Below are 21654 nucleotides of genomic sequence, written 5' to 3' on the forward strand. Positions count from 1 at the left end.
CCACGGGAGTACGGCTCGGGTCCCGCGTACCGCGTCCGTGGTACGAACGCCCCATGGAGATGCGCCGCGCCACCACTGTCGAGGAACTGACCGCCGCCGAGTACCTCTTCGACCATCCCGTGCGTCCCGAGTGGGCCCGGCGGTTCCTGGACACCCGGGGCCACCACCTGTACCTGGCCTACGAGGGCGAGGTCCCCGTCGGCTTCATCAGCGGCGTGGAGACGGTCCACCCCGACAAGGGCACCGAGATGTTCCTGTACGAGCTGGCGGTGGCCGAGGCGTTCCGGCGGCGCGGCACCGGGCGGGCGCTGATCCGCGAACTCTCCGCCCTGGCCCGGGAACGCGGCTGCTACGGGATGTGGGTCGGTGTGGACACCGGGAACGACGTCGCCCTCGCCACCTACCGCAGCGCGGGTGGCAAGGACGACGGGACGTGCACGGTGGTGACGTGGGACTTCGGGTGAGGCCGCCGGGGCAGGGCCGGGTCCGGCGGGGCGTGCCGCGCGGTTACGCCTCCGCGTCCTCGGGGATCGAGACCAGCCAGCGGGTGTCGCGGCGGGGCCGCAGGTAGAAGGCCCAGTAGAGGGTGGCGACCGCGGTGATGCCGCCGGTCCACAGCAGGTAGACCGTCTCCTGCTGGGTGAGGATGTAGGCGAGGACCGCGATCAGCAGGACCGGCACCGCGGGCCACAGCGGCATCCGCCAGGCGGGCGTGTGGCGGTGGTGACCGCGCCGGGCGAGCAGCGCGGCGACCGCGACGAGCAGGTACATGGCCGTCACCGACACGCCCGTCACGCCGTACAGGGTGTCCAGGTTGACGAAGCAGAGGGCGGCGCCGGGAACGCCCACCAGCAGGGTGGCGACCCAGGGGGAGCCGAACCGGCCGAGCCGGGACAGACCCTCGTTGACCGGGCCGGGCCACGCCTTGTCGCGGGCCGAGGCGAACAGGACGCGCGAGTTCTGGATGACCATCACGATGCCCGCGTTGATGATCGCGAGGGCGACGCAGAGGCTGACGAAGGTGCCGACGGCCGAGTTGGACCAGGCCGTGACCATGCCGCTGATGTCACCGCCGGTCAGGGCCGACAGGTCGGAGGCGCCCATGGTGATCGCGACGACCGGCACCAGGATGATGACCGTGGAGATGGCGAGGGTGGCGAGGACGGTACGGGCGACGTTGCGGCGCGGGTTCTCCAGTTCCTCGGAGAGGTAGACCGCGGTCGAGAAGCCCTGGGTTATGAAGAGGGCGATGGCGAGCCCGGAGACGACGAGCATGGCCGTCACGGTGTCCGTGTGGCCGCCGGAGTCCGTGACCTGCATCGAGACGAGGCTGCCGACGCCCCGCTCGCTGTGGGCGAAGCCCAGAACCGCAACGAGCGCCGCGGCGATGACCTCGAGGACCAGGAAGATGCCGGTGATCCAGGCGTTGGCGCGCAGGTCGAGGAGGCCGGCGAGGGTGGCCAGGATCATCACGGCCGCACCGGCGACCGAGGGGTTCAGATGGACGATGGGCGCCAGGTAGTCGGCCGTGCCCATCGCGATCACCGGCGGCACGATCATGACGACCAGCAGGGAGAGCACGAAGACGAGCCAGCCCGCGAGACGTCCGGCCATCGTGGAGACCATGGCGTACTCGCCGCCCGCGCTGGGGATGAGGGTGCCCAGCTCCGAGTAGCAGAACGCCACGGCGATACAGAGCAGGGAGCCGATCGCGATGGTCAGCGCGGTCGCCGTGCCGAGCGACGAGAACAGGTCGGGAACCACGACGAACAGCGTCGACGCGGGTGTCACGCACGAGAGCGTCAGCAGGGTGCCGCCGACGATGCCGATGGATCGCTTGAGCTTTTGGGGGTTCCCGGTCGCCGTGGGGGCGGCGTCCGGGACGGCGGTCTCGACAGGGCGGAGCGTGTCGGTCATGAAGTGGTTCCGATCGACTCGTGCGTAGGTGGTTCGGGCGGGAGCGCTATCGCCTCCGGCGGCTCGCGTGGTGCCTCTTCTCGTCCGCTCCCGCGCTGATGGAACCTTGACGGAAACCGTTGCGTCAATGGCCGTTTACCTACGGAATCCGCAATAGCGGAGCGGCCCACGTCACATAACTTTCCCAGGCTTCAACGCCATCATGTTGCAATCATCAATACCTGGCGGATCATGACCTTGCTTTCCAAGGAAGCATCGCCAATCTGCCTGCGCTACCCGTTTCATCACCCCATGACGAGAACCGCAGTCGGGGTCCCGAAATTCGCCAGGATTGGTCCGCACTCCGGACGCCCGCGGACGGCGAGAACTCCGGCGTCACCACCGAGGGGAAGGCCCTGCGGACGGCAGGGGCCCGGAACGCGACGGTGCCCCGCCCCCCGGACGAGGGGCGGGGCACCGGGGGCGCCTCAGTGATTGCGCGGGAAGCCCAGGTCGACGCCCGTCGGCGCCTCCGACGGGTCCGGCCAGCGGGTGGTGACGACCTTGCCGCGGGTGTAGAAGTGCGTGCCGTCGTTCCCGTAGATGTGGTGGTCCCCGAAGAGGGAGTCCTTCCAGCCGCCGAAGGAGTGGTAGCCGACGGGCACCGGGATCGGCACGTTCACGCCGACCATGCCCGCCTCGATCTCCAGCTGGAAGCGACGGGCGGCGCCGCCGTCCCGGGTGAAGATCGCGGTGCCGTTGCCGAAGGGGGACGCGTTGATCAGCGCCACGCCCTCCTCGTAGGTGTCCACGCGCAGCACGCACAGCACCGGGCCGAAGATCTCGTCCTTGTACGCGTCCGCCGTCACCGGCACGCGGTCCAGGAGCGAGAGGCCGATCCAGTGGCCGTCCTCGTACCCGTCGACCGTGTAGCCCGTGCCGTCGAGGACGACCTCGGAGCCCTGGTCGGCGGCGCCCTTCACGTACGACGCCACCTTGTCGCGGTGGACGGCCGTGATGAGCGGGCCCATCTCGGAGGTCGGGTCGTTGCCGGGACCGATCTTGATCTTCTCGGCGCGCTCACGGATCTTGTCCACCAGCTCGTCGCCGATGGAGCCGACCGCCACGACCGCGGAGATCGCCATGCAGCGCTCGCCGGCCGAGCCGTACGCGGCGGAGACGGCGGCGTCCGCGGCCGCGTCCAGGTCGGCGTCCGGCAGGACCAGCATGTGGTTCTTGGCACCGCCCAGGGCCTGGACCCGCTTGTGGTTCGCGGCGGCGGTGGTGTGGATGTAGCGGGCGATCGGCGTCGAGCCCACGAAGGACACCGCCTTGACGTCCGGGTGCTCGAGGAGACGGTCGACGGCCACCTTGTCGCCGTGCACGACGTTGAAGACACCGTCGGGCAGACCGGCCTCGGCCAGCAGCTCGGCGAGCTTCATGGCGGCCGACGGGTCCTTCTCGGACGGCTTGAGGACGAAGGTGTTGCCGCACGCGATGGCGAGCGGGAACATCCACATCGGCACCATGGCCGGGAAGTTGAACGGCGTGATGCCCGCGACGACACCGAGCGGCTGCCGGATCGACGCCACGTCGACCTTGGAGGCCACCTCGGTCGACAGCTCGCCCTTCAGCTGCACGGTGATCCCGCAGGCCAGGTCGACGATCTCCAGGCCGCGCGCGACCTCGCCGAGCGCGTCCGAGTGCACCTTGCCGTGCTCGGCGGTGATCAGCTCGGCGATCGCGTCCCGGTTGGCGTCGAGCAGCGCGCGGAACTTGAACAGGATCGTGGACCGCTTGGCCAGCGAGGACTGTCCCCAGGTCGCGTAGGCGTCCTTCGCGGCGGCGACCGCCGCGTCGACCTCCTCGACGCTCGCGAACGCGACCTTCGTGGTCACGGCGCCGGTCGCCGGGTCGGTGACCGGCCCGTACGTACCCGACGCACCCTCGACGGTCTTGCCACCGATCCAGTGGTCGACGGTCTTCGTCATGGCCATGCACTCCTTCACAGATGGCGGCGTCGGGCGGCGACGTGCCGGTCGTACTCCTCACGTGCCTTGACCGCCGACGATCGGGTCGCGGTCTCGGCCACAGGTACATCCCACCAGGCTTGGGCCGGGGGCGCGCCCGACACTGTGTCTGCCGTTTCGGTCTCCACGTAGACACAAGTGGGAGTGTCCGCGTCGCGCGCCTCGGCCAGGGCGGCCCGCAGGTCACGCACGGTCTTCGCGCGTAGGACGCGCATGCCCAGGCTGGCCGCGTTGGCCGCGAGATCCACCGGCAGCGGCGCCCCCGTGTACGTACGGTCCTCGGCGCGGTGGCGGTACGCCGTGCCGTACCGCTCGCCGCCCACGGCCTCGGAGAGACCGCCGATCGAGGCGTACCCGTGGTTCTGGAGGATGATCACCTTGATCGCGACGCCCTCCTGGACGGCGGTGACGATCTCGGTCGGCATCATCAGATAGGTGCCGTCGCCGACCAGCGCCCACACGGGCCGGTCCGGGGCCGCCATCCGTACGCCGATCGCCGCCGGGATCTCGTAGCCCATGCACGAGTAGCCGTACTCGACGTGGTACTGGTCCCGCGACCGCGCCCGCCACAGCTTGTGCAGGTCGCCGGGGAGCGAGCCGGCCGCGTTGATCAGGATGTCGTCCTCGGTGACCAGCTCGTCGAGGACGCCGAGCACCTGCGGCTGGGTGGGCCGGATGTCGACGTCCTCGGCCTCGTAGGCCGCGTCGACGCGGTACTCCCAGCGCTCCTTGTCGTCCGTGTACTCGGTGACGTACGCGGGCTCGGCACGGTACCCGTGCATCAGGAGAGCCTCGGTGAGGGCCTCGAGACCGGCGCGCGCGTCGGCGATCAGCGGTGTGCCGGCGAGTTTGTGGCCGTCGTACGGAGCGATGTTGAGGTTGAGGAAGCGGACACCCGAGGCGCCGAAAAGGGTGCCGGAGGCGGTGGTGAAGTCGGTGTAGCGGGTACCGACGCCGATCACCAGGTCGGCGGTGCGGGCGAGCTCGTCGGCGGTCGCCGTGCCGGTGTGGCCGATGCCGCCGACGTCCTGGGGGTGGTCCCAGCGCAGCGAGCCCTTGCCCGCCTGGGTGGAGGCCACGGGGATGCGGGTGGCGGAGGCGAGCTCCGCGAGCGCCTCCTCCGCGCGGCTGTGGTGGACGCCGCCGCCCGCCACGATCAGCGGACGCCGGGCCTCGCGGACCGCCGCGACGGCACCGGCCAGTTCACCGGCGTCGGCCGCCGGGCGCCGCACGGCCCAGGTCCGCTCGGCGAAGAACTCCTCGGGCCAGTCGTACGCCTCCGCCTGCACGTCCTGCGGCAGCGCGAGCGTGACGGCGCCGGTGTCGACGGGGTCGGTGAGCACGCGCATCGCCTGGAGGGCCGCCGGGATCAGGGCTTCGGGGCGGGTGATCCGGTCGAAGTACTTCGACACCGGGCGCAGACAGTCGTTGACCGACACGTCCCCGGCGTAGGGGACTTCGAGCTGCTGGAGCACCGGGTCGGCGGGGCGGGTCGCGAACACGTCGCCGGGCAGGAGCAGCACCGGGAGGTGGTTGATCGTGGCGAGCGCGGCGCCGGTGACGAGGTTGGTGGCGCCGGGCCCGATGGAGGTGGTCACGGCGTGCGCCGACAGCCGGCCGCACTGGCGCGCGTAGCCGACCGCCGCGTGCACCATGGCCTGTTCGTTGCGCCCCTGGTGGTACGGCATCTCGTCGGCGTACTCGACGAGCGCCTGGCCGATCCCGGCGACGTTCCCGTGGCCGAAGATGCCCCAGGTGGCGCCGATCAGGCGGCGTCGCTCACCGTCCCGTTCCGTGTACTGCGCGGCCAGGAACCGCACCAGCGCCTGCGCGACCGTCAGCCTCGTCGTCGAGGTCATCGGTATCCCCCTGTGCTCTCTACGTGTCCCGGGTGGAAGCGGATCCGCCACTCCCTGTCCCCGCCCGGTCCCGCCATGACGTTCAGGTAGTACATGGCGTGGCCGGGCTGGGCGATGGACGGACCGTGCCATCCGTCGGGGACGAGGACGGCATCGCCGGTGCGGACCTCGGCGAGGACGTCGGAACCGCCCTCACGGGAAGGGAATACGCGCTGATAGCCGAAACCGTTCGGGCCGTCGATCTCGAAGTAGTAGATCTCCTCCAGCCGCGACTCGACACCGGGCAGGTGTTCGTCGTGCTTGTGGGGCGGATACGAGGACCAGTTGCCGCCGGGGGTGATCACCTCGACGGCGATCAGCCGGTCGCACTCGAAGACGTCGGCGGCGGCGAAATTGCGCACCTGGCGGGCGCAGTCGCCGCTGCCGCGGTCTTCGACGGGAACCTCCGGCGCGGGGCCGTAGCGGGCGGGGAGTCGGCGCTCGCACTTCGCTCCTGCCAGGGCGAAGCGGCCTCCCACGCCGGAGGCGATCTGGACCCGGGCCTCACGGGGCACGTACGCGAAGTCGGAGACTCCGTCGAACACGCTCCTTCTGCCCAGGAGTCGGAACTCTTCCTGCTCCGTGCCGTCCTTGGCGCGCACCGTGCAGCCGCCGCCGAGCGGGAGCACGATCCACTCACTGTCCCCGGTGGTGAAGGTGTGGGTGCCACCGGGCGCCAGTTCCACGACCCGCAGACTGCTGTGGGTCCAGCCGGCCCGTTCGGGATCGATGTCGAGGGCGTAGTACGCGTCGGCCGTGGTGCCCCTGGGCACGTACAGCTCGTTGCTCGGACGACTCATGCGGCCCTCACAGCAGTCCGACGGCGGTGTCCACGGCCGCGGCGACATCGCCGTCCGCGGGGTACAGCAGCGAACGGCCCACCACCAGTCCCTGCACGGTGGGGAGTCGGAGCGCCCCGCGCCACTTCTCGTACGCACCCTCCTGGTCCTCGCCGACATCGCCCCCGAGCAGGACGGCGGGCAGCGTGGAGGTCTCCATGACGCGGGCCATGTCGTCCGGGTTCTCGGTGACGGGGACCTTCAGCCAGGTGTACGCCGAACTGCCGCCCAGGCCGCCGGCGATGGCGATCGACTTGGTGACGGCCTCGGCGCTCAGATCGTTGCGCAGGCTACCGTCCTTCCGGCGACGGCAGAGGAACGGTTCGACGAAGACCGGAAGTTGACGCTCGGCCATGTCGTCGATCACCCGGGCCGTGGACTCCAGGGTGCGCAACGAGCCCGGATCGTCGTAGTCGATGCGCAGCAGCAGCTTGCCCGCGTCGAACCCGAGCCGCTCGAGGTCCTTCGGGCGGTGCCCGGTGAACCGGTCGTCCAGCTCGAAGGCGGAACCCGCGAGTCCGCCCCGGTTCATCGACCCGATGGCCACCTTGCCGTCGAGCGCGCCGAGCAGCAGCAGGTCGTCGAGGATGTCGGCGGTGGCGAGCACGCCGTCCACTCCGGGGCGGGAGAGCGCGAGACACAGCCGCTCCAGCAGATCGGCGCGCCCCGCCATGGCCAGCTTCCGGTCGCCGACGGCCAGCACGCCGCGCGCCGGGTGGTCCGCGGCGACGATCATCAGCCGCCCGGACCCGTCGACCAGCGGCCGCCGCACCCGCCGCGCCGCGGCCTCGGCGATCGCTTCGGGATGACGGGCCCGGACCTGGACGAGAGCCAGGACATCGACGCGAGGGGACGGCGGGCGCAGTCGGTCGTACGTGGTGGGGGTGGCGGGGGTGACGGAGAGCGGTCCGTCGGGCGGGACACCGGCGGGCTCGGTTCTCTCCGGCGCGCCCGCCCGGGCGTGCTCGACCGCCTCGTGAGGCGGCGGCGCGTCGCCGCCCTGCTCGTGGCGGGCTCCCCCGACGTGGCCCGCCCTCACCGCACCGCTCCCGCCGCGAGGGCCCCTTCGATCTCGTCCGGCGTCGGCATCGCGGAGGAGCACTCCAGTCGGGAGGCGACGATGGCGCCCGCCGCGTTCGCGTGGCGCATGACCCGCTCCAGGTCCCAGCCGGCGAGCAGTCCGTGACAGAGGGAGCCGCCGAACGCGTCTCCCGCGCCGAGGCCGTTGAGGACCTCGACCGGGAGGGGCGGGACCTCGGCCCGGGTGCCGTCGCGATGGACGGCGAGAACACCCTTGGGGCCCTGCTTCACCACGGCGAGTTCGACACCGGCTTCGAGGAGGGCGTCGGCGGCGGCGTGCGGCTCGCGCTCGCCCGTCGCGATCTCGACCTCGTCGACATTGCCGACGGCGACGGTGGCGTGGCGCAGGGCCTCCGCGTAGAAGGGGCGCGCCGAGGCGGCGAGGTCCTTCCGCGCCATGCCGTGCGGAGCTCCGTTCTTCCCGGCCGGGCTGTTCGCGGCCGGGTCCCCCCAGAACATGGGGCGCCAGTCGAGGTCGAAGACCGTCGTACCGGACCGGGCCCGGTGGGCCAGGGCGGCGAGCGTGGCCGTGCGGCTCGGTTCCGCGCTCAGTCCCGTGCCCGTCATCCAGAAGACGCGGGCGGCGCGCACTTCGCCCAGGTCGAGTTCGTGGGCGCCGATCTCCAGGTCGGGGGCCTTCGGCTGCCGGTAGAAGTAGAGCGGGAAGTCGTCCGGCGGGAAGATCTCGCAGAAGGTGACCGGGGTCGGCAGACCGGGGACCGCGGTGACCCAGCGGTCGTCGACGCCGAAGTCGCGCAACGTCTCGCGCAGATAGGCCCCGAAGGGATCGTCGCCCGTCCGGGTGATGACCGCCGTACGCCGTCCGAGCCGCGCGGCCGCCACCGCGACGTTGGTCGCCGAGCCGCCGAGGAACTTGCCGAAGGACGTCACCCGGGCCAGCGGGACTCCCGTCTGCAACGGGTAGAGGTCCACACCGATCCGCCCCATGGTGATCAGCTCGTACGCCATCGAGTTCCCTTCCCTACGGCTGTCCCCAGGTCTAGTCCCGCACGCGGAGCCTGTCAACGTTTTGTCCAGACATTCGGACGAGGCCTTGACACCTCTCCGGAGCCGCCGGAAGCTGACGCCCATGACGTCGTTGCCACCTCAGTCATCGCCGCGGCCCGGGTACGGGACCTCTCCGGAGTCGTCAGCGCGGTCGTCACCTCCGTCCTCACTGTCGCGCATCCGGATCGGTTCGGCTCCCGACTCCTGGGGCGTCTGGTTCCCCGACGACCCGGGGCAGGTCCCCTGGCAGCGCTTCCTCGACGAGGTCTCCGGCTCGGGCTACGAGTGGATCGAACTCGGCCCGTACGGCTATCTGCCCACCGATCCGGACGTCCTCAAGGAGGAGACCGCGCGGCGCGGGCTCACCGTCTCGGCGGGCACGGTCTTCACCGGGCTGCACCGCGGTCCCGACGTCTGGGAGTCCACCTGGGCGCACGTCTCGGACATCGCGGCGCTCACTCAGGCGATGGGTGCCGAGCATCTCGTCGTCATCCCGGCCTTCTGGCGCGACGACAAGACCGGCGCGGTGCTGGAGGACAGCACGCTGACGCCGACCCAGTGGCGCAATCTGACGGCCCAGACCGAGCGGCTCGCCCATGAGGTGCGCGAGCGCTACGGGCTGCGGATCGTCGTCCACCCGCACGCCGACACGCACATCGACAGCGAGGAGAACGTGACGCGCTTCCTCGACGCGACCGACTCCTCCCTGGTGTCGCTGTGTCTGGACACGGGCCACTACGCCTACTGCGGCGGCGACAGCGTCAAGCTCATCGAGACGTACTGCGAACGCATCGGCTACCTCCACCTCAAGCAGGTGGACCCGCTGGTGCTGGCCGGGGTACGCGCCGAGGAGGTGCCGTTCGGGCCGGCCGTCGCGCGCGGCGTGATGTGCGAACCGCCGTCCGGCGTGCCGGCGCTGGAGCCCGTCCTCGCCGCCGCGCAGCAGCTCGGCGTCGAGCTCTTCGCGATCGTCGAGCAGGACATGTATCCGTGTCCGCCGGACAAGCCACTGCCGATCGCCCGGCGCACCCGGGCGTTCCTGAGGTCCTGCGGGGCATGACCTCCGCGTCCGCAGGACCCGACGAGCGCTCGGGGCCCGGCGGGTCCTCGGGGCCGCCCGGGCGCCCCCGCCGCGCGGGGGCCGCCGCACGGGTGACGCAGGGGGCTGCCGGTCCGGCGACGGCGGAGGCCGTCACGCGGACCCTGGAAGGGGCTGTCACCCGGGCGGCGGCGGAACTCGTCCTGCGGGCGGGTGACGGACCGGGCGGTTCCTGGGAGACCGCGGTCGCGCCGCCCCACCCGCGCCTGCGGCCCGGCGTGATCGGCTACCGCGGCATCCGGCTCTCCCTCGACGGCCCGCGGCGCCGGCTGGAGGCCCCGATCGGTGCGGCGACACTGCTCCTGGGGTTCGACCAGCCGGTGCGCATCACCCGCTCGGGCCGGCCACCGGCCACCCTTGTGTCGGTCTTCTCGGGGCCGGCCACCACCGCGGCCGTGGGTGAACACGGCGGACGGCTGTCCGGCATCGAGGTACTGCTCATGCCGTGGGCGGCGTTCACCCTGTTCGGCACCCCCCAGTACGAACTGACCGACCGGACCGTGGACCCCGACGAGCTGCCCCACCCGCCGGGCGCAGCCGCGGGCGGTGACCGCTGGGGCAGTTTCGCCGAACTCTCCGCCGCGCTGGCCGCGTTGCCCGGCTGGGCGGAACGGTTCGGGCTGCTCGACGACGCACTCGCCCGCCGGGCCGGGGCGGGGACGCCGAGTTCGGCGCGGGTGGTGCGGGCCTGGGACCGGCTGCGCGGGACCGGGGGCGCCATCCCGGTGCCGCGTCTGGCCGACGAGGTCGGCTGGAGCGTACGGCAGTTGGAGAAACGCTTCCGGGAACAGATAGGGCTCGGGCCGAAGGCCGCCGCCCGGGTGCTGCGGCTCCAGCGGGCGCGGCGGCTGCTCGCGTCGGGCCGCTCCCAGGCCGAGACCGCCACGACCTGCGGCTACTACGACCAGGCCCACCTGAGCAGGGAGTTCAGGGCGATGACCGGGTGCACTCCGCGCGGTTTCACCGCCGCGCGGACGGCTCCGCGGACGGCGCCGTCCGCTCCGCCGGGGGACGAGCGGGTGGCGGGCGAGGCGACCAGTCTGGTGCTCTCCCCCGGGCGGAACGCGCCGCTCCCTCCCCTGTTCGGCGCGGCGGACCGGGCACGCCCGCTCCAGGACTGAGCCCGAACGGCCCGAAGCACACCAGCCCCGGAGCGGAACGCGATCGACCGAAGGGCGATTTTCTCCAAGACCACCGGCCAGCGCCGACGGCAGGCTGTGCTTTCCGGCCGCGGACCCGGGGGATGCGGGGCGCGGGGAGCCGGTGGGCCGGGCCCGCCGGCAGGGGCGTCGGGGGCGTCCCTCCGCCCGAACGACGATGAGCGTTCGGGAAAGGGCCCGGCCCTTCCGGTCCTGTCCCCGCTCAGGTCACCCCCGGGCGTCACCGGCATCACCAGACCGACGATCTCCCGTCCCTTGGCGACCAATGCGTCACTCGTGTCACAAAAAACACCTTCGTGTCACACATGTCGCGTGTACGCGGGTCTTGCGTCACACCCGGTCAACAGCCACTGCCCTGTCCTCACGCTGCGTCGTTCACGGGGCACAGGCTTTGTGATCACCAGCGCAGCGCCCGGCTCCCCCGACGGCCGCCCCAGGCCGCCGCCGCGGCGCGCGCAGGGAGGTGCCACTCATGACCGACCGTAGGCTCTGGTCGTACAAGGAGATCGCGGCGCACATCAAGGTGCAGCCGGACACGGTGCGCTCCTACCGCAAGCACGGGCTGCTGCCGCCGCCCGACCATGTCGAAGGCGGAAAGCCCTACTGGTACGCGGACACCGTCCGGTCCTGGGTCGCCTCGCGACCGGGAAACCGGGGCCGCAGAGACGAGTGACCCCTTCCGCCGGGTCCTTCATGTCCGGGTCCTCATGTCCGGGTCCTTCATGTCCGGGTGCCTCGCCTCCGGGTGGGGCACCGCCCCAATTCGGTTGCCGCCGTGCCGCTCGCACGCCGATGATCCACTGGTGACCTTCTCCGTGAAACCCGTCCTCACCGGCGAGAAGACCCTGCTGCGACCGTTCACCGTGGACGACGTCCCGGTGATGGCGGAGATCCTGGCCGACCCCGAGGTCCTGCGGCTCACCGGCAGCCCCGACGAGGAGTTCGGGCCGGAGCGGCTGCGTTCCTGGTACGGGACGCGCGGCGAACAGCCGGACAGGCTGGACCTCGGGGTGGTGGACCGCGCCACCGGCGAACTGGTCGGCGAGGCCGTCCTGAACGAGTGGGACCGGCACAACCGCAACTGCACGTTCCGCATCCTCATCGGCCCCCGGGGCCGGGACCGGGGTCTGGGCACCGAGGCCACCCGGCTGCTCGTCGGCCACGCCTTCGAGCAACTGGCCCTGCACCGCGTCTCGCTGTACGTCTTCGCCTTCAACCCCCGGGCCCGCCGCACCTATGAGAAGGCCGGCTTCGTGGCCGAGGGGGTCGAGCGCCAGACGCTCCTGCACGACGGGGAGTGGATCGACGCCGTACGGATGTCGGTCCTCGCCCATGAGTGGGCCGCCCACCGGGGGCACCCCGCCGGCCCCACGGCTCACTGACCACCGGCCCGGGGGACCGTCAGCTCCACGGCTCGATGACGGTCACCCCCGAGCCCGGTGCCGAACCCACGGCCGCCAGTGCGGCCGGTGCCGCGTCCAGTGTGATGGTGGACGTCACCAGGAGGTCGGGCCGGAGCGTCCCGGCACGGACCAGTTCCATCATCGCCGGGTAGGCGTGGGCGGCCATGCCGTGGCTGCCGAGGAGTTCGAGTTCGAGGCCGATCACCCGGGCCATCGGAACCGGGGTCGTACCGGTCGGGGAGGGCAGCAGGCCGACCTGGACGTGCCGACCGCGTCGGCGCAGACCGTTCACCGAGGCCACGCAGGTGGCGGGCGATCCGAGGGCGTCCAGCGACACATGCGCGCCACCGCCGGTCAGTTCACGGACCGCCTGCGCCGGGTCGGCCACGGCAGAGGCGTCCACGCACTGGGCCGCCCCGAACTTCCGCGCGAGGTCGAGCGCCGCGGGTGACACGTCGACGGCCACGACCCGGGCCCCCGAGGCCGCCGCGATCATCACCGCCGAGAGGCCGACACCGCCACAGCCGTGCACCGCGACCCACTCCCCCGCGGCCGCCCTTCCCTGGGCGGCCACCGCCCGGAACGCCGTGGCGAACCGGCAGCCCAGCGAGGCAGCCGTCGCGAAGGACAACTCCGGCGGCACCGCGATCAGGTTCACGTCGGCGTGGTCGAGCGCCACGTACCGGGCGAAGGACCCCCAGTGCGTGAACCCCGGCTGGGTCTGCCGCTCGCACACCTGCTGGTCGCCCGCCGCGCACGCGGGACAGCTTCCGCAGGCGCAGACGAACGGGACGGTGACCCGGTCGCCGGGATGCCAGCCGGTCACCCGGGCACCCACCGCCTCGACCACCCCGGCGAGTTCGTGCCCGGGAACATGCGGCAGCGTGATGTCCGGGTCGTGGCCCATCCAGCCGTGCCAGTCGCTCCGGCACAGCCCCGTGGACTCGACGCGCACCACGACCCCGTGTTCCGCGGGCGCCGGGTCCGCCACCTCCCGCACCTCGGCCGGCTCCCCGTACCGCTCGAACACCACTGCCCGCATCGGCTTCCGCCCTCCGCCCGGAGATCACCTTCCCCGGGAACGCTATCCGCGCGCGCCCGCCTTGTCCCGGCCGGGCTCGGGCGCCGGCGCAGGGGCCGCCTCAGGCGCCTCCCCCTCGCTGAGTCCGAACCGGTCGTGGAAGCGCCGCAGGGGACCGGGCGCCCACCAGGTGGCCCGGCCGGTCAGGCGCATGACCGCCGGGACCAGCAGGCTGCGGACGACCATCGCGTCCATCAGCACGGCGAGCGCGATGCCCAGTCCGAGCATCTTGGTGTTCGCGACCCGGGAGGTGCCGATGGCGACCATCACCACCGCGAGGATGACCGCGGCGGCGGTGATGAGCCCGCCGGTGCGCTGAAGCCCGAAGCGGACCGCCTCCCGGTGGTCGCCGGTGTGGTCGTACTCCTCCTTGATCCGGGAGAGGAGGAACACGCCGTAGTCCATGGAGAGACCGAAGGCGACGCAGAACATCAGGACCGGGAGGGTCGTCTCGATCGAACCGGAGCTGGTGAAGTCGAGGAGGCCGGAGAGATGGCCGTCCTGGAAGACCCAGACCACCGCACCGAACATCGCGGTCAGGCTGAGCGCGTTGAGCAGCACCGCCTGGACCGGGATCAGCACGCTGCCGGTCAGCAGGAACACCAGGAACAGGGTGACGATCGCGATGAACGCGGCCGCCCACGGCAACCGGTCGGCTATCGCGTGCTTGGAGTCGACCAGGACGGCCGCCGTGCCGGTCACGGAGGTGTCGAACGGAGCGTCCGCCGCCCGGAGTTCACCCACCAGCCGCTGGGCCCCCTCGTCCACGGCCTCGCCCTTCGGCAGCACCGTGAAGTACGCCGCGTCGCCCTTCACCAGCGGCCCGTCCACACGCAGCACCTCGGGCAGCGCGGCGATCCGGTCCCTGTACCGGGCGTACTGGGTCGGGGTGGCCGCTCCCTCGGCCAGGATCTCCAGACCGCCGCCGGGGCTGCCCGGGAAGCCGTCGCGGATGTGCTGCTGGACGATGTGCGACTCCGCGCCCGAGGGCAGCTGGCGGTCGTCGGCCGTGCCGAACTTCACGCCCAGGAAGGGCAGTCCGAGGACGATGAGGCCGGCCGTGGTGGCCACCGCGAAGAGCGGTGCCCTGCGCATCACGAGGGAGGCCATGCGTCCCCAGGCGGCCCCTTCGTCGGCCGGACTCGGCTTTCCGCGCCGGAACAGGCGCCGCAGGTCCAGGGAGTTCACCCGGTCGCCGAGGAGCACCAGCGCCGCGGGGAGCAGAATCAGGGCGGCGGCCGCGGCCAGCAGCACGACGGCGATGCCGGCGTAGGCGAAGGAGCGCAGGAAGTACTGCGGGAAGAGCAGCATCGCGGCCAGCGACACCGCGACGGTGAGGGAGGAGAAGAGCACGGTGCGGCCCGCCGTGCGCAGGGTGGTGCCGACCGCGGTGCGCGGCGGGGCCCCGGAGGCCAGCTCCTCACGGAACCTGCGGACGATGAACAGGGCGTAGTCGATGGCGAGACCGAGACCGAGGGCCGTGGTCAGGTTCATCGCGAAGACCGAGACGTCCGTGACCTCGGTGAGTCCGCGCAGCACGGCGTTGGTGCCGAGGATCGCGATGATGCCGACCCCGAGCGGCAGCAGGGCCGCGACGGCGCTCCCGAAGACCATGACCAGCAGCAGGAGGGTCACCGGAAGGGCGATCATCTCGGCCCGGGTCAGGTCCTCGCGGATGGTCGTCTGCATCTCGTGCCGCACGGCGACGGGTCCGCCGACCTCGACCTCGACGGGGCCGCTCCTTCCGCGGAAGGAGGGTGCGAGCCGGTCCAGGGTGTCGGACGCGGTCTTCTCGTCGCCGGTGAGGCGCGCGGCGATCAGCGCCTCGTGGCCGTCACGCGCCTTCAGCGCGGGAGAACCGGACTGCCAGTAGGCACCGACGCCCGTGACGCCCCGCTCGGTGGCCAGGCGCGCCGTGAGCCGCTTGGCCTCGGCGGCGACGGAGGGGTCGTCGACCGAGGCGGCGCCCGCGTCGACGAGGAGCAGCAGATTGGGCTGCGATGCGGGGAACTCCCGCTCCAGCGCCTTGGTCGCGTACGTCGACTGCGCGGTCGGGTCCTCCCAGCCCCCGCTGCCCAGCCGGTCGGCGACCCCGCTGCCCGCGACCACGGCGAGAGCGGTGAGCAGGAGGGCCACGAGCAGGGAGAGCCGCGGCCGCGCGGTCACGAACCGGGTCCATCCGCCGAGCCGCGCGCCCCCGCCCGAGCCCGCCTCCGAGCCCTGGCCGGGCCTCGCTCCGGGCCCGTCACCCGCGTCGTCGACTTCGGACATGATGTGGTGTCCCCTTCACCGTGACCCTGATGGCCCGCTCCCGTGCAGGCAGCATGGATCGCCCATTGCCATAGAATGGCAAACACGAGCCATCGCTCGCGTTTTTCAAGAATGCGAGCGACCACTCGTGTTTGTCAATCGCGTCCCGAGAAGCTGGGGATAACCCGTGCCCGATAAGCAGCAGACCGAGGAGTCACCGACGCGGCAGCAGCGCGCCGAGGACAAGCCGCGCCGCCGGCAGGCCCGCGGGGAGCGCCGTATCGCCCAGCTCCTGGAGGCGGCGGCCTCCGTGTTCTGCCAGTCCGGCTACACGGCGGCGAGCACGAACGCCATCGCCCGCGAGGCCGGTGTCTCACCCGGCACGCTCTACCAGTTCTTCCCGAACAAGGAAGCCATCGCGGTCGGCCTCGGCGACCAGCTGCTGGAGCACTGGGCCCGGTCGCACGGACAGGCGCTCACGCCGGAGAACATCGGCCTCCCGCTGGACCGGATGCTCGACGCGGTCCTCGACCCGCTGATCGCGTTCAACGTCGAGAACCCGGCCTTCGCCGTCCTGATGCACGGCCCCGACACCCCGGGGCCGATCGTCGAGGAGATCGGCAGCGTGCACTGCACCCTCCTCGCCCGCGTCGAGGAGATGATCGCGACCCGCCTGCCGGACCTCCCGCCGGACGAGCGCACCCGCACGGCGAACATGACGCTCCACCTCTTCAAGGCCGGCCTCACCCTGATCATGTCCCACGAGGGCGCCGAGCGGGACGCCTACGTGGCGGAGCTGAAGACGGTCATGCACCGCTACCTGGAGCCGATCCTCGGGAACGAGCAGCCCGTCGGCCACTGAGTCGCGCCGGGCGCACCGGACACGCCGGACAGACCGGCCGTGCCGGACGCGCCAGGCATCGGCGGCACCGGCCTCCCCGTCCGCGACATCAGGGATCTTTGCCATAAGGTTCGGACAAATCAACCAGTGATCCTCGACCCGGAACCAGCCGCCGGGCACACCCGGGCTCGCTTGGATTAATACCCCCTAGGGGTATAGTGTGGTGACCATCGAGGAGAACCCTGGGTTCCCAGGGGCCTCTCCCCCACACGCACGCACCGGACGCCTCGACGAGGAGTAACGCCATGACCGCGCAGACCGACACCCCGGGTTCCGTCACCGCCGTCTACCAGGTGAGCGGGATGAGCTGCGGACACTGTGAAGGCTCCGTCAGCGGCGAGATCTCCCAGATCTCCGGCGTCACCTCCGTGAAGGCCGTCGCCTCGACCGGCGAGGTCACCGTCGTCTCCGAGACCGCGCTCGACGAGAACGCCGTCCGCGCCGCGGTGGACGAGGCGGGCTTCGAGCTCGTCGGCCCGGCCTGAGCGGACCCCAGCAGCCCCTCTCCTCCGTACCGGGCCGTGCCGACCGGCTGATACCGGCTCCGCGCGGCCCGGCTCATTCCTGGAGCCGGACCATGACCACCGCAGCACCCGTGACACCCATAGGCACGACCTCGGAGGTCGAGCTCTCCATCGGCGGGATGACCTGCGCCTCCTGCGCGGCCCGGGTCGAGAAGAAGCTCAACCGGATGGACGGCGTCACCGCCACCGTCAACTTCGCGACGGAGAAGGCCAAGGTCTCCTACCCCGTGGGGGTACAGGTCGCCGATCTGATCGCCACCGTGGTGAAGACGGGCTACACCGCCGAGGAACCCCCGCCGCCCGCGGCGCCCGAGGAGACGGCACCTCCCGCCGACGACGACCCCGAGACGGCCGCGCTGCGCGTGCGTCTGACCGTCTCCGCGCTGCTCGCCCTGCCCGTCGTCCTGATGTCGATGATCCCGGCCCTCCAGTTCGACAACTGGCAGTGGCTCTCGCTGACGCTCGCCGCGCCCGTCGTCGTCTGGGGCGGGCTGCCCTTCCACCGGGCCGCGCTCATGAACGCGCGGCACGGCGCGGCCACCATGGACACCCTGGTCTCGGTCGGCACCCTCGCGGCGTTCGGCTGGTCCCTGTGGGCGCTGTTCTTCGGCGACGCGGGGATGCCGGGCATGCGGCACGCCTTCGAGTTCACCGTCTCCCGTACGGACGGCGCGTCCACGCTCTATCTCGAGGTCGCCGCGGGCGTCATCGCGTTCATCCTGCTCGGCCGGTTCCTGGAGGCCCGCTCCAAGCGGCGCGCGGGAGCGGCTCTGCGGGCCCTGATGGAGCTCGGCGCCAAGGACGTCGCCGTCCTGCGGGACGGCCGTGAGGTCCGCGTCCCCGTGGAGCGGCTGGCGGTCGGCGACCGCTTCGTCGTACGGCCGGGCGAGAAGGTCGCCACCGACGGGACCGTCGTGGAGGGCACGTCGGCCGTCGACGCCTCCATGCTCACCGGCGAGTCGGTGCCGGTGGACGTGACCGTCGGGGACACCGTCACCGGTGCGACCGTGAACGCCGGGGGCCGGCTCGTCGTCGAGGCCACCCGGATCGGAGCGGACACCCAGCTCGCGCGGATGGCCCGGCTCGTGGAGGACGCGCAGAACGGCAAGGCCGGGGTGCAACGCCTCGCCGACCGCATCTCCGGGGTCTTCGTGCCCGTCGTGCTGCTCATCGCGCTCGGCACCTTCGGGGCCTGGATCGCGGTCACCGGCGACACCGTCGCGGCCTTCACCGCCGCCGTCGCGGTGCTGATCATCGCCTGCCCGTGCGCGCTCGGCCTGGCCACCCCGACCGCCCTGATGGTCGGCACCGGCCGCGGCGCCCAGCTCGGCATCCTCATCAAGGGCCCCGAGGTCCTGGAGTCCACGCGCCGCGTCGACACGGTCGTCCTGGACAAGACCGGCACGGTCACCACGGGACGTATGAGCCTCCACGAGGTGTACGTCGCCGACGGCACCGCCGAGAAGGACGTCCTGCGGCTCGCCGGAGCCCTGGAACACGCCTCCGAGCACCCGATCGCCCGGGCGATCGCGGCAGGCGCTCAGGAGCGCGTCGGCGGCCTTCCCGTACCGGAACACTTCGAGAACGTGCCCGGCCGCGGCGTACGCGGACGGGTGGACGGCCACGACGTCACCGTCGGCCGGTTCCCGGACGAGCTCCCGACGGCGCTTGCACGCGCGAAGAACGCGGCCGAGGCGGAGGGCCGCACGGCGGTCGTGGTCGCCCGGGACGGCGCGGCGGTGGGCCTCCTGACCGTCGCCGACACGATCAAGGAGACCAGCGCCGAGGCCGTACGCGAACTGCGTGCCCTCGGGCTCACGCCGGTGCTGCTGACCGGGGACAACCGGGCGGTCGCCGAGGCCGTGGCGCGGGCGGTCGGCATCGGCTCCGCCGAGGTGATCGCCGAGGTGCTGCCCGAGGACAAGGTCGCCGTGGTGCGCCGGCTCCAGGGCGAGGGCCGGACCGTCGCGATGGTCGGCGACGGGGTGAACGACGCGGCCGCGCTCGCCACCGCCGATCTGGGCCTCGCGATGGGCACGGGGACGGACGCGGCGATCGAGGCGAGCGATCTGACGCTGGTGCGCGGGGACCTGCGGGTGGCCGCGGACGCGATCCGGCTGGCGCGCAGCACCCTGTCGACGATCAAGGGAAACCTGGTCTGGGCCTTCGGCTACAACGTGGCGGCACTGCCGCTGGCCGCTGCGGGCCTGCTGAACCCCATGATCGCGGGGGCGGCGATGGCCTTCTCGTCGGTGTTCGTGGTCACGAACAGCCTTCGACTCAGAGCATTCTCGTGACGACGATGTATGAGTCCCCCTAGAGTCCAACGGGAGCCTCACATAAGCTCTTCACAAGGCTCGCGCATCTTCCTTACGCTTGGTTCCCGATTCCCATATCGGGGCTCTTGCCTATCTTCAGGACATATGCAAGAGACACAGATCACAGTGATGTGAACGTAACCATCGAAGGGGTTCGTCGGTCTAAGTTGGCGATGTCAGAAGCGTCTTGGGGGGCGTGACTGGCATCTGGGGATGTCTTGGGGGACGTTCCCGGAAATTGCGTCGCCGGGGCACGTACACCGGGGAGCTTTGAGCGGCCCTCCCGATCCGTACGCGTCCCGGCAGATCGCACCGCACCACCGCAGTACAGCGAGTTCAGCTCGCTCGGCTCACCGCCGGCCCCGTGCCGGCACACAGCGATTCAGGCGCTGTCCCACAGACGCCCGGCCGGATCCCGTGGGGGGAATCCGCACCGGGACAAGGAAAGCGCCCTGACTGCCGGCCCGTGGGGGGACCAGTAGCAGGGCGCTTTCCGTTTTTCTGCCTCGGTACGAGACCGCCGGGTCCCGCGTACGAGACCGCCGGGCCCCGCGTACCAAAGCGCCGGGCCCCGCGTACGGGACCCGGCGATCTGTCGTGCAGGCGTCAGCGGGCCTCGACCGGCACGAAGTCGCGCTCGACGACACCCGTGTAGATCTGCCGCGGACGGCCGATGCGGGAGCCGGGCTCCTTGATCATCTCGTGCCACTGGGCGATCCAGCCCGGCAGCCGGCCGAGGGCGAACAGGACCGTGAACATCTCGGTCGGGAAGCCCATGGCGCGGTAGATCAGGCCGGTGTAGAAGTCGACGTTCGGGTAGAGGTTGCGCGAGACGAAGTAATCGTCGGAGAGCGCGTGCTCCTCCAGCTTGAGGGCGATGTCCAGCAGCTCGTCGGACTTGCCGAGAGCGGAGAGGACGTCGTGCGCCGCGGCCTTGATGATCTTGGCGCGCGGGTCGAAGGACTTGTACACCCGGTGGCCGAAGCCCATCAGGCGGACGCCGTCCTCCTTGTTCTTCACCTTGCGGATGAAGGAGTCGACGTCGCCGCCGTTGGCCTGGATGCCCTCCAGCATCTCCAGGACCGACTGGTTGGCGCCGCCGTGCAGCGGGCCCCACAGGGCGGAGATGCCGGCGGAGATCGAGGCGAACATGTTCGCCTGCGAGGAGCCGACCAGACGCACGGTGGACGTCGAACAGTTCTGCTCGTGGTCCGCGTGCAGGATGAGCAGCTTGTCCAGCGCGGAGACGACGACCGGGTCGAGGTCGTACTCCTGGGCGGGGACCGAGAAGGTCATGCGCAGGAAGTTCTCGACGTACCCGAGGTCGTTGCGCGGGTAGACGAAGGGGTGGCCGATCGACTTCTTGTAGGCGTACGCCGCGATCGTCGGAAGCTTGGCGAGCAGCCGGATCGTGGAGAGGTTGCGCTGCTTCTCGTCGAACGGGTTGTGGCTGTCCTGGTAGAAGGTCGACAGCGCCGAGACGACCGAGGACAGCATCGCCATCGGGTGGGCGTCGCGCGGGAAGCCCCTGTAGAAGTTCTTGACGTCCTCGTGCAGCAGGGTGTGCTGCGTGATCTCGTTCTTGAAGGTGGAGAGCTCGTCGACGTTCGGAAGCTCACCGTTGATCAGCAGGTACGCCACCTCCAGGAAGGTGGAACGCTCGGCCAGCTGCTCGATCGGATAGCCGCGGTACCGGAGGATGCCCTGCTCACCGTCGAGATAGGTGATCGCGGATTTATAGGCGGCGGTATTGCCGTACCCGCTGTCCAGCGTCACCAGACCGGTCTGGGCGCGGAGCTTGCCGATGTCGAAGCCCTTGTCGCCGACGGTGCTGTCGATCACCGGGTAGGTGTACTCGCCATCGCCGTACCGCAGTACTACAGAGTTGTCGCTCACGTCATCCCTCACCGACGTTGTGCCTCTTCTTCGAGGTGCCCTGACTGTCTCTACCATCCCCCATTTGGCCCTGGAGAGTGCACTCGGGGTCGACCATTGGGCCTATTGGCGGCACTCAGTGCCGCCAACCTGCTCATCCTGCCCCGTCCATCCCGCAACGGGAAGTGCTCTGTGACCTTCGTGACTCATTTGATCGATCATTTTTTGTGACGGAGCGTGTCCCGCGCCCGAAAGGCCCCGTTCGGCCGCCGAACGGGCTCGGTCCACACCA

At 71.2% G+C, this 21654-nt stretch carries 17 protein-coding genes; 8 read left to right on the forward strand and 9 right to left on the reverse strand.

Annotation, left to right across the window (positions count from 1 at the left end; translation table 11 throughout):
* Positions 1-53: 53 nt before the first annotated feature.
* Complete coding sequence (locus tag OG788_RS17880; RefSeq protein ID WP_406371971.1) at positions 54-464, forward strand: GNAT family N-acetyltransferase; 411 nt, start codon at positions 54-56, stop codon at positions 462-464.
* Positions 465-507: 43 nt separating this feature from the next.
* Here the strand turns inward: OG788_RS17880 and OG788_RS17885 are convergent, their stop codons facing one another.
* From OG788_RS17885 to iolC, 6 genes are all read right to left on the reverse strand, one after another.
* On the reverse strand, positions 508-1917 hold the full coding sequence (locus OG788_RS17885) for an APC family permease (protein ID WP_351553132.1): 1410 nt from the start codon (positions 1915-1917) through the stop codon (positions 508-510).
* Positions 1918-2384: 467 nt separating this feature from the next.
* Positions 2385-3887: a CoA-acylating methylmalonate-semialdehyde dehydrogenase gene (mmsA, locus tag OG788_RS17890; RefSeq protein WP_406371973.1), complete on the reverse strand. Its 1503-nt coding sequence runs from the start codon at positions 3885-3887 to the stop codon at positions 2385-2387.
* A gap of 14 nt (positions 3888-3901) precedes the next feature.
* Entirely contained in the window at positions 3902-5785 is a 1884-nt protein-coding gene (iolD, locus tag OG788_RS17895; protein WP_406371975.1) for a 3D-(3,5/4)-trihydroxycyclohexane-1,2-dione acylhydrolase (decyclizing), read from the reverse strand.
* Positions 5782-6624: a 5-deoxy-glucuronate isomerase gene (gene iolB, locus OG788_RS17900; RefSeq protein WP_406371977.1), complete on the reverse strand. Its 843-nt coding sequence runs from the start codon at positions 6622-6624 to the stop codon at positions 5782-5784. Before iolB ends, iolD begins: the two co-directional genes overlap by 4 nt.
* Before the next feature lie 7 nt (positions 6625-6631).
* Positions 6632-7528: a deoxyribose-phosphate aldolase gene (locus OG788_RS17905; protein ID WP_406376782.1), complete on the reverse strand. Its 897-nt coding sequence runs from the start codon at positions 7526-7528 to the stop codon at positions 6632-6634.
* A gap of 170 nt (positions 7529-7698) precedes the next feature.
* The gene (iolC, locus tag OG788_RS17910; protein WP_406371979.1) at positions 7699-8712 is read right to left on the reverse strand and encodes a 5-dehydro-2-deoxygluconokinase; all 1014 of its coding nucleotides are present in this window, start codon (positions 8710-8712) and stop codon (positions 7699-7701) included.
* Positions 8713-8833: 121 nt separating this feature from the next.
* On the opposite strand from iolC, the gene OG788_RS17915 reads away from it, so the two are divergent.
* The 4 genes from OG788_RS17915 to OG788_RS17930 all read left to right on the forward strand — a co-directional run bounded on the left by OG788_RS17915 (position 8834) and on the right by OG788_RS17930 (position 12392).
* Positions 8834-9811: a sugar phosphate isomerase/epimerase family protein gene (locus OG788_RS17915; protein ID WP_406371981.1), complete on the forward strand. Its 978-nt coding sequence runs from the start codon at positions 8834-8836 to the stop codon at positions 9809-9811.
* A 257-nt stretch (positions 9812-10068) separates the two neighbouring features.
* Positions 10069-10971 (forward strand): helix-turn-helix domain-containing protein, encoded by a 903-nt coding sequence (locus OG788_RS17920; protein ID WP_406376783.1) that lies wholly within the window; start codon positions 10069-10071, stop codon positions 10969-10971.
* A gap of 511 nt (positions 10972-11482) precedes the next feature.
* Positions 11483-11683: a MerR family transcriptional regulator gene (locus OG788_RS17925; RefSeq protein ID WP_351553114.1), complete on the forward strand. Its 201-nt coding sequence runs from the start codon at positions 11483-11485 to the stop codon at positions 11681-11683.
* A 130-nt stretch (positions 11684-11813) separates the two neighbouring features.
* Positions 11814-12392 carry a GNAT family N-acetyltransferase gene (locus tag OG788_RS17930; RefSeq protein ID WP_406371983.1) on the forward strand — a complete coding sequence of 193 codons (579 nt, stop codon included), beginning with the start codon at positions 11814-11816 and terminating at the stop codon, positions 12390-12392.
* Positions 12393-12411: 19 nt separating this feature from the next.
* Here OG788_RS17930 and OG788_RS17935 read toward each other — a convergent pair whose 3' ends face one another.
* Both OG788_RS17935 and OG788_RS17940 read right to left on the reverse strand, forming a co-directional pair.
* The gene (locus tag OG788_RS17935) at positions 12412-13455 is read right to left on the reverse strand and encodes a zinc-dependent alcohol dehydrogenase family protein (RefSeq protein WP_406371985.1); all 1044 of its coding nucleotides are present in this window, start codon (positions 13453-13455) and stop codon (positions 12412-12414) included.
* Between the two features lie 42 nt (positions 13456-13497).
* Positions 13498-15765, reverse strand: a complete 2268-nt coding sequence (locus OG788_RS17940; protein ID WP_406371987.1) for an MMPL family transporter — start codon at positions 15763-15765, stop codon at positions 13498-13500.
* A gap of 166 nt (positions 15766-15931) precedes the next feature.
* On the opposite strand from OG788_RS17940, the gene OG788_RS17945 reads away from it, so the two are divergent.
* From OG788_RS17945 to OG788_RS17955, 3 genes are all read left to right on the forward strand, one after another.
* On the forward strand, positions 15932-16606 hold the full coding sequence (locus OG788_RS17945) for a TetR family transcriptional regulator (protein ID WP_351553102.1): 675 nt from the start codon (positions 15932-15934) through the stop codon (positions 16604-16606).
* Positions 16607-16890: 284 nt separating this feature from the next.
* Complete coding sequence (locus OG788_RS17950; protein WP_406371989.1) at positions 16891-17130, forward strand: heavy-metal-associated domain-containing protein; 240 nt, start codon at positions 16891-16893, stop codon at positions 17128-17130.
* 92 nt (positions 17131-17222) lie between these two features.
* Complete coding sequence (locus OG788_RS17955) at positions 17223-19466, forward strand: heavy metal translocating P-type ATPase (RefSeq protein ID WP_406371991.1); 2244 nt, start codon at positions 17223-17225, stop codon at positions 19464-19466.
* Between the two features lie 627 nt (positions 19467-20093).
* On the opposite strand, the gene OG788_RS17960 is transcribed toward OG788_RS17955, so the two are convergent.
* Positions 20094-21383 carry a citrate synthase gene (locus OG788_RS17960; protein WP_351553092.1) on the reverse strand — a complete coding sequence of 430 codons (1290 nt, stop codon included), beginning with the start codon at positions 21381-21383 and terminating at the stop codon, positions 20094-20096.
* Between the last annotated feature and the right edge of the window lie 271 nt (positions 21384-21654).

This window comes from Streptomyces sp. NBC_00647 (genome assembly GCF_045207245.1).
Classification (GTDB): Bacteria; Actinomycetota; Actinomycetes; order Streptomycetales; family Streptomycetaceae; genus Streptomyces.